Origin of the sequence: Herbaspirillum sp. ST 5-3 (assembly GCF_004804275.1) — a bacterium.
In the GTDB taxonomy this organism is placed as follows: domain Bacteria; phylum Pseudomonadota; class Gammaproteobacteria; order Burkholderiales; family Burkholderiaceae_D; genus Noviherbaspirillum.
In genome coordinates, this window is the sequence record NZ_STGI01000023.1 from 25,007 (window position 1) to 33,968 (window position 8,962).

At 56.1% G+C, this 8,962-nt stretch carries 8 protein-coding genes; 3 read left to right on the forward strand and 5 right to left on the reverse strand.

Annotated elements, in window-relative coordinates; genetic code table 11:
* The first annotated feature begins 81 nt into the window (after positions 1–81).
* Together E6W33_RS26365 and E6W33_RS26370 are read left to right on the forward strand one after the other, a co-directional pair.
* Entirely contained in the window at positions 82–1,749 is a 1,668-nt protein-coding gene (locus E6W33_RS26365) for a hypothetical protein (protein WP_211097437.1), read from the forward strand.
* Positions 1,750–1,777: 28 nt separating this feature from the next.
* On the forward strand, positions 1,778–2,971 hold the full coding sequence (locus tag E6W33_RS26370; protein WP_136420363.1) for an MFS transporter: 1,194 nt from the start codon (positions 1,778–1,780) through the stop codon (positions 2,969–2,971).
* A gap of 172 nt (positions 2,972–3,143) precedes the next feature.
* On the opposite strand, the gene E6W33_RS26375 is transcribed toward E6W33_RS26370, so the two are convergent.
* On the reverse strand, positions 3,144–3,368 hold the full coding sequence (locus E6W33_RS26375) for a hypothetical protein (protein ID WP_136420364.1): 225 nt from the start codon (positions 3,366–3,368) through the stop codon (positions 3,144–3,146).
* Between the two features lie 723 nt (positions 3,369–4,091).
* On the opposite strand from E6W33_RS26375, the gene E6W33_RS26380 reads away from it, so the two are divergent.
* The gene (locus E6W33_RS26380) at positions 4,092–4,277 is read left to right on the forward strand and encodes a hypothetical protein (RefSeq protein WP_136420365.1); all 186 of its coding nucleotides are present in this window, start codon (positions 4,092–4,094) and stop codon (positions 4,275–4,277) included.
* Positions 4,278–4,478: 201 nt separating this feature from the next.
* On the opposite strand, the gene E6W33_RS26385 is transcribed toward E6W33_RS26380, so the two are convergent.
* From E6W33_RS26385 to E6W33_RS26400, 4 genes are all read right to left on the reverse strand, one after another.
* Positions 4,479–5,786 carry a solute carrier family 23 protein gene (locus E6W33_RS26385; protein ID WP_136420366.1) on the reverse strand — a complete coding sequence of 436 codons (1,308 nt, stop codon included), beginning with the start codon at positions 5,784–5,786 and terminating at the stop codon, positions 4,479–4,481.
* Positions 5,787–6,264: 478 nt separating this feature from the next.
* Positions 6,265–6,807, reverse strand: coding sequence for a cytochrome b (locus tag E6W33_RS26390; protein ID WP_136420367.1), 543 nt, complete (start codon positions 6,805–6,807; stop codon positions 6,265–6,267).
* A 36-nt stretch (positions 6,808–6,843) separates the two neighbouring features.
* Complete coding sequence (locus tag E6W33_RS26395) at positions 6,844–7,539, reverse strand: VIT family protein (RefSeq protein WP_136420368.1); 696 nt, start codon at positions 7,537–7,539, stop codon at positions 6,844–6,846.
* 119 nt (positions 7,540–7,658) lie between these two features.
* The gene (locus E6W33_RS26400) at positions 7,659–8,654 is read right to left on the reverse strand and encodes an oxidoreductase (protein ID WP_136420369.1); all 996 of its coding nucleotides are present in this window, start codon (positions 8,652–8,654) and stop codon (positions 7,659–7,661) included.
* Positions 8,655–8,962 lie beyond the last annotated feature (308 nt).

Sequence of the window (8,962 nt, forward strand, 5' to 3'; positions counted from 1 at the left end):
CTTTGCAGCTCCATTGCGACCGCGTCGCAGGCAGTCGTCATCTCCGTCACAGATTCCTCCGGGGTGCCACTTGGCTCTGCCATGGTGACGCAAACTGTGGCAAATCCCGCCCCAAGAGATGTTTCCGACAACGGCTATCAGCAGCCGGGCAAGCCCAGGATGGTGGAAATAGAAACGACGGCCTTCACAAGTCCCGCCGGCACGGTCCGGATGCCGGATGTGACGGTGGAGATGAATTACCGGATTCGGAAACCAGGTTACAAAGACGTGGTCGTCCGCATTCTTCCGGATCAAAAGAGCGTTCTACTCACAGTGGATAAGGAAACGGATCCCGTCAAAATTGCAGAATCGAAGCCGGCCAACGCGTGGCTTGGCGCACTTGATATCGGGGATGCCAACGCGAAGAAGCACTTCCAGATGCAATGCGGCTTTTGTCATCAACAGGGGAATGCGTTTACACGGGCCGAGCGCTCGCCGGAGGATTGGCATGAGGTCATTGGCCGCATGATTCGATATGGATCAAGGCTGCCGACAGACCTGCAGAAATCATTGCCGGACAAACTCTCGGCCGGTTACCGAAAGCTGCGCGAGAATCCCGGTCTGGTGAAGGGTGGAATTGCATGGGATTCGGAACTCGACAAGACGGTTATCACGGAATGGCCGCTTGGCAATGCGATGTCCCAGACCCACGACATGCTGATTGCCGCGAACAAGATGATCTACGTTGCGGACAATATTCAGGACCGACTCTATAAAGTCGATCCGGTGACGAATGCCGTGACGGTCTACAAGATCCCGCACAAGCCGGGCGACAAGCCCGGTGGCCTCATCGTCGGTCGCCTGAAAGGTTTTCCGAGCCATGACAGCACTTCCAACGCGCACTCGCTTGCCGAGTCGAAGCGTGACGGGCATATCTTCATTACGCCGTCAGCGCAGCGCCGGCTGGTCGAGTTCGACCCGGCAAGCGAGACATTTCTCTTGCACGAGATCGGCGCTGGATTCTATCCGCACACGATTCGTATCGACGCAAATGACAATGTCTGGTTCACACTCGCCTTGTCCAATCAGATTGCGAAATTCGATCGCTTCACGCAGAAATTCACCTTGTTCGATTTGCCGGCCAGAGGTCTGAAAGAGCGGCTGACCGTGTCGTCGATCGACAAGCTGTTCCAACTCATGAACTGGGGACTGCCGGTGTCGAACTGGATGCCCGTCGACTGGGCCGCAACGGGTACGCCGCTTCCCTATGGGATTGACATTGCACCGGACGGCACCGTGTGGTTCGCACGCCTGCACACGCAGGAAATCGGGAAGATCGATCCTGCGACGGGGCGAATCACGATGATTCCGACGCCATTCATAGGACCACGCCGCTTGCGCATCGACGCAGAAGGCAATGTGTGGATCGTCGCCTTCGCCGAATCGAAAATCGCCCGCTATTCGCCGGCTGACGGCAAGTTCTCGCTGTTCGATCTCCCCGTCGAGCCAAAGGGAAGCGAGACACCCTATTCACTGAACGTCGACAAGAAGCGCGGCATCGTATGGGTCAATGGAAACCAGTCCGACGCACTATTCGCCTTCCACATCAAGTCGCAAACCTGGCGTACGGTTCCGCTGCCTCGGCGAACAACATTTACGCGAGACATCGAGATTGCCGAGGATGGGACCGTCTACACCTCCAATTCCAATTTCCCAAGCTGGCATATCGAAGGCGGCCAGCCGACCCTGTTGCGCATTGAACAGAAATGATCTCTTCGCCCAATAAAGGGAATACCTGATGATGCGCAGTCACTGGGAATTTTTCCTGTCCTGTCTGCTGGCGTTTACCGCCGGCCACATCATCAACTATTCGGTCATCATCTACTCGCAGGAAGTCTTGCGTTCCGATCTGCTTGCCGGCGTAGGTTTCGGCCTTTGCTTTGGACCACCACTGCTGCTTGGCTGGTATGCCGGCGTGCTGTGCGACCGTCACGCGCCCGATCGCATCATCCATATCGCACAAGGGCTGTTCGTTCTTGCCGCACTGACGATGGCGGTCGCCGATCGCTTCATCAGCGAAGTATCCGCGCGCATACCTTTCATACTGATGTCTGCCCTGTTGGCCGGAATCGGCTGGTCCTTTGTTGCGCCAGCGCGCATGACCGCGCTGGGCCAGATTGTCGGAAGCGAAGCCTTGCGCCGCGCATCTCTGGTTTTCAATTTGCTGGTCATGCTTGGCTTCGGCCTGGGACCAATCGCAATTTCAGTCTGCCGTCTGCGCGCCGGCTGGCAAGGGGTGTTTCTCTTCGCAGCAGCGCTTTTCGTCATTGGATCCGCCCTGCTGCTCAAGGTCAGGACGCAAGCAACGCACAAGCCGCATCTTCCAGTCCGCAAGGAAGTGATTATCGGATTGCGCGCGGCACGGTCCAATCCGCTCCTGGCGCAGCTTCTTGTTACCGCGATGTTCGGCTACATGCTGATGGGGCCGATGCAGGTAATTCTGCCGAGACTGGCGCGAACCTCGCTCGGATTGACCGAACTGGGACGCGGAGCATTCCTTGGCACGCTGGCCCCGGCACTGATTGTCGGCGGACTGCTTTGCTTATTCGTCGCAAGGCGTCTGCCGCATGGAAAGATCATATTCGCCGCATCCGGGTTGTCCGGGGCACTGTTCGCGGCCATGGGCCTCGCGCATTCGCCGGTCATTGCGTTCGGTCTTCTCGCTTGCGTCGGTATGCTGGGCGGCATCGCGATCAGCCTCATCGTGACCGGGATCCAGGAAAACGTCGAAGAGAGCGTACGCGGCCGCGTGTTAAGCATGTACACAATCATTTCGCAGGTGATCCCTGCTGCTTCAGGCCTGATTGCCGGGGCGTTGACACATGCCTTTGACGCATCGCGCGCCGTGCTGATTTGCGGCTGCGTGCTCGCTACTGCGGCTGTGGTCAATGCCTTTCGCATGCATACCCTTCGCGACTATCGCGGGCATTGACCGTTCAACGACCAAATGCAAACGGCAACTACAGCAGCCGGCATTGCACATGCCCCGAGCCGAAAATCGGAAAGTGACCCTGCTTCATTGCTGGAACAACGCACGCGCCGCTGTCATGTTATCGAGACCAACAACGATTTCGGATACGCCAGATGGACAATTCGTCAAGAATCTATGAGCCACCCTGCGCGGTCTCTCCCATGAACTGCAAATAACCTTGCTCTATGCACTCGATCTCCTGTTCCGCCGGAAGTTGTTTCTTTTCGCAGCTCGAGACGATGGATTCCAGACCCTGCTGGACGTCACCCTCGCGTATTACCGGCAGCTCCTCAGCGGCATACCCGATGCCGGACCAAACTGCTGCCGTCAGCAACAAACTGGTGATCGTCGTTTTCATGACTGCTTTTCCTACCATGCTGTGAAATCCGAAAAATATTCATTCGAAGGCGAATCGCAGCGAAATAGTAGCGAGGGATCCGTCAGATCTGCAACCTCGGATTGTTGGCGCAGTTGATCTGGCTGAATATTATTCGTTCCCGATGAGCGATAAAGTCCTCAAATTATCGCGCCATGCACCGAAGTCACCGCTGAATGAATCGGCGTTGTTGTCGCCGTAACCACTGCTGAACAGTGCTTCCAATACGCATCGCTGCATCCGTTCGACACGCCAAAATGACAACTGGCCCAACGGGGCCAGTCTCTGAAACCGATGGCATTGCGCCAACGATTTCGCTTCTTAATTAGGTACTGAAAGTAAGAAATGGCATCTTACTAAGCCGCGCTATGCGTGCGGACGGTTCCAGCAAGTGGATGGCAATAATCTAGTGAATCGTATATACCCTCCTGAAATGAGTTGCCGACGAGTTCAGTGTAGAACATAGGTAAGAGTGGTCAAGTAGATTCACGTTACGACCGGCTGGAGCATGCAGGAAACCACGCAACCTGCCATACTCCGTCGCAATTGTTCCATCTTTGTCGTGGCTTTGAGACTCACTGAGTGCACGACGCCAGCGCACCGGATGTGTAGATGTGCAAACGCACATGAGAATTTCTTGTGTGCACTCTCTGCGTTCTGCTAGCCTAGCAATTACAAGTTTTTGCGTAACCACGGAGGAAGACCTTGCGCGGATTTAACTCGAAATACAGGGATTACGAAAACGGGGCATCACTGAAAGCGCTGATGACGGCACGGCCGATGACCACCGAGCAGTATTCGGCGGTCATCCAAAAGCGAATTGAGCAGAGACGAAAGTTGGAAACAGCAAAAGAATTAAGGGCGGAGGCAGAAGAAAATCCGTGGTGGTGACGCTCTTGATGTGACCTCACGTGTGCGTTCGATGCGAACACACAGGTAACACCTGTGCAAAAAAAAACGGCCCGCCGAAGCGGGCCTTTTACTTTTGACTCTGTGTTTAGAGGCGGCTCCTGAACGCCGTCGCTTTGTCTCTCGATTCTTCCATGCGGTCGAGCAGCCTGGCACATTTTCGTGCTCTACAATTCTCAACAATCAGTTCTTGCGGCTTTCGCGTAACGACAGAGCTGCATAAAGAATGATGGCGCCGAACGTCGCCGTTCCGATTCCTCCAAGCGCGAACTGCCCAAGTTTCAAGGTGAAATCGCCGGCACCGAGTACCAGCGTCACCGCTGCGACAATCAGGTTGCGGTTATCTGAAAAATCAACCTTGTTTTCAACCCATATGCGCGCGCCCGCAACTGTGATAAGGCCGAAGACCACGATAGAGACGCCGCCCAGCACTGCGCCCGGAATAGTCTGGATGATCGCGCCGAACTTGGGCGAAAAGCCGAGTAGCAGCGCAATCAGCGCAGCGACAACGAAAATCAGCGTGGAATAGATCTTTGTCGCGGCCATGACGCCGATGTTTTCCGCGTAGGTGGTGACACCGGTACCGCCGACGCTGCCAGACAGAATTGTGGCCACGCCGTCGCCGACAAACGCCCGTCCCATGTAGCGATCGAGGTTTTGTCCGGTCATGGCGCTGACCGCCTTGATATGCCCCAGGTTCTCGGCGACCAGAATGATCGCCACCGGCGCCAGCAAGGCCATCGCATCAGCCTTGAAGACCGGCGTGACGAAATGCGGCACGCCAAACCATGCTGCGTTGGCGATGACGCCGAAATCGATTGGTTTGCCAAACCCGCCAACGTTGGCCAGAAAATAGTAGATCGCATAGGACAGCAGCAAACCAATCAGGATCAGCAGACGCTGTGCCATGCCACGGGTGAAAACTGCAACCGCGCCGACGCAGGAGATCGTAACGAGCGCCATCCAGGCATCGAAATTGTTCCCCGACACCCCTTTCACGGCGATCGGCGCCAGGTTCAAACCGATGACTGCCACCACGGCGCCGGTCACCACAGGCGGCATCAGTTTTTCGATCCAGGCCGTACCGATTACCATCACCAGCAGGCCGATCAGCGCATAGACCACGCCGCAGGCGATGATGCCGCCGAGGGCGGTCCCCATGTTTGCGTTAGGCCCCTGCCCGCTATAGCCCGACACAAGGATGACCAAACCGATGAATGCGAAACTGGAACCCAGATAACTCGGCACGCGACCGCCGACGAACACGAAAAAAAGCAACGTTCCGACGCCCGACATGAAAATCGCCAGATTCGGATCAAAACCCATCAGCAGCGGCGCCAGCACCGTTGCGCCGAACATGGCGACAATATGCTGGAACCCCATCGCGATGGTTTGCGGCCACGGTAGCCGCTCGTCCGTACCGATAACCTGGCGTTGGCCATCGTCCGTGCTCTCGCGCAGGCGCCAGCGGGGGAAATACGTGGTTGCCATGAGGCTTCTCCAGTTGATCCGGTAAACGCGAAAACGATGTTCTCGCATTGCCAGAAATCATTGAAATATTTTTACCACGAGAGTGTATTGAGAGATGTGTCAATTAACAACCGGAAATCCGCCTACGAGACGGAATTTCGGCAATGAATATTCAGTACAGTAGTGAATGGAGCCCAGAATGCCGCGGCGTATATGTTGGAGATTGCGGGCCAATGGCTGCGACTCGGCTTCTTGCCCATAGGTATGGGTACTGCAATGATGCCGGCGAAAAAAAACCCGCAGGCGTTTCCGCTTGCGGGTTAATCCAATTCAAGGAGAGTTGGAGGAGACAGGAAGAATGTTATCGCAGCGCATCAAATATGTCCGCTTTATTGTGGAAATATGAGATATTTACAAAACATATAGCAGATTAAACGCCCAAAAGCTTGGTGCGAATGCGAAAACTGTGCGCGTTACCGCGATCGAAGATCATGCGACCTCAAAACCACATTCGCTGAAATACCCGGTCGCGGTTGACGAGCAAATGCTTCAGCGCCGCAACTGCATGAAAAACAACCAGAACAACCAATATCCATACCAAGGCTTCGTGGATGGAGAACAATAATTCAGCTGTGTCATGGTTCGGCACCATCCATCTTGGCAGTTGGATTCCAAAGAACACCACTCCACTCTTGCTATACGATGCGCCGAGAAGACCCGTAACCGGTACCAGAATCATGCAGGCGTATAACAGCCAGTGCGTGATCGAGGCAGTGGCCACTTCCCACCTCGGCAAGCTCGCCGGCAATTCCGCGGGTTTGTGATTCACGCGCCACGCGACACGAACGACGACAAGGGCGAAAACCAGGATACCGAGCGTTTTATGCAAACTGAGATACCAGGGGCCAGCCGGTTCATCCTCGATACTCATCATGTACCAGCCGAGGGCTGCCATGCTGGCAATCAGGACTGCCAGAAGCCAGTGCAACACGACCGCGGCCCGGCTATAACGCCACTCATTTGCTGAATCGAAGCTGCTCATACGGTCAATACTCCTCCTCGCCAGTGTTCGGTCAAGCTACACTACCGTTCCAAACAATGCGCCTATCGCGGCTGTAGCCGCCATCGCCACGACGCTCCAGAACGTCACCCGCAAGATCCCTCTGAGGACGCTGGCGCCGCCTGTCCGCGCCGCCAGTCCGCCAAGAAATGCGAGAAAGATCAGGGACGCGATCGCAACAGAGAGAATCAAGTGCTCCAAGGGTGCGAACGCTGCCACCAATAGCGGAAGCACGGCTCCGGCCGCAAAGCTCATGGCAGAAGCAACTGCGGCCTGCAGAGGTTTCGCACTGAATGCTTCGGTAATGCCGAGTTCGTCGCGGGCGTGTGCACTTAGCGCGTCATGGGTCATCAATTGACTCGCCACCTGCTTTGCAAGTGCTGCGTCGAGACCGCGCGCAATATAGATGTTCGTCAGCTCCTGGTGTTCCCCTTTGGGGTTTTCGCCGAGCTCGTCGCGTTCCTTTGCAAGCGCAGCCTGCTCCGTATCGGCCTGCGACTGTACGGAAATGTATTCTCCTGTAGCCATGGACATGGCCCCAGCGACAACGCTGGCAATACCAGCAACAAGAATACCTTGGTGCGTGGCATGCGATGCAGCCACCCCGAGAATCAGGCTGGAGGTTGACACGATGCCGTCATTGGCGCCAAGGACAGCTGCACGCAACCAGCCGACGGTTCCGAGCTTATGTTGCTCGCGATGACGAGTGCTCATGATAGTGGCCCATTCTTGAGTCCATTACTTGGATGTTTTTGACAACAAGGTCATGCTCGCATGGAACCGATGCACACATATTTATCGGCATCAACCCTTGAGTGGACTGTTTGTATCGCTCAAGCCGCGATTTTGACAACCGTCCGTCCCTTTACTCGCCCCTCGATAAAGTCATCGAAGCAACCAGGCAGGTCATTAAAGTCGATCACACGGGTGACTGCTGCCAGGTGACGTGGTTTAAGATCGGACGCAAGCCGATCCCAGACGCGTTGCCGAGTGGGAAATCCCATGTAACCGGAATCAATGCCCAGCAAGCTGACACCGCGCAAGATGAACGGAAACACCGTGGTCTCCAGCTTGTGGCTCGCAGCATTGCCGATACTCGCAACTGTTCCGGCCTGTTTCATGTGTGCCAGGACCCATTGAAGAATAGGGCCGCCGACGTTGTCCACCGCGCCTGCCCACAGCCCTGCTTCGAGCGGGCGTACCCTGCCGAAGTCGATGGTCGAGGTAAGTGTCACCTCGGCCGCCCCTAGCATGTGCAGATACTCTGTCTCTGACTCTTTGCCGGTGAGGGCGACGACGTGATAGCCTAGCTGAGCAAGCATATCGATGGCCAAGCCGCCGACACCGCCAGTCGCACCGGTGACGACGACCGGCCCGTTCTCCGGCGCGAGACCGTTATCCTCCATGCGGACAATACCGAGCGCCGCAGTGAATCCGGCAGTTCCCAGTGCCATTGCCTCGAGCAGATCAAGACCGCTCGGCAGCGGAACAATCCAGCGCGCCGGAACGCGTGCAAATTCGGCGTAACCGCCGTGGTGCGCAACCCCGATGTCGAAACTCGTCGCTATCACTTTGTCGCCGCGTTGGAAGCGTGGGTCGGAGCTGCTCGTTACCTCGCCCGCCATGTCAATGCCGCCGACACAAGGGAAGCGACGAATGATCTTCCCTTTCCCTGTCGCCGCGAGCGCATCCTTGTAGTTCACGCTGGAAAAATGGACGCGAATCGTCACTTCACCGTCATCAAGTTGCTCGGACGTGAGCCTGGTCATGTGACTGAAAATCTTTCCGCTTTCGTCCTGCTCGATTTGAAAGGCCTTGAAGGGACTCATTGGCAAACTCTCCGTATTGTAAGGGGAAGCAGCGGATCGCCAGAGGGGCAATGAGTCCTCTCCTTGACGGGAAGCCGATCGGCTGCGATGGTCTTGCATCGGTATGGTCGCGGGAAGTTTACCGCACATTGGCCCAGCACATTGCAAACAGTGGCGGGCTCATCTTGAGGATGGTGAATGCGACCTGCTTATGGCGGGCTGCCGTGCGGCGTATTTGGCGGGAGGGTGCAGAAAGCAAAAAGCCCCAACTCATGGAGCTGGGGCTTTCTGGGTAACACAAGCCTGACGATTACCTACTTTCACACTGG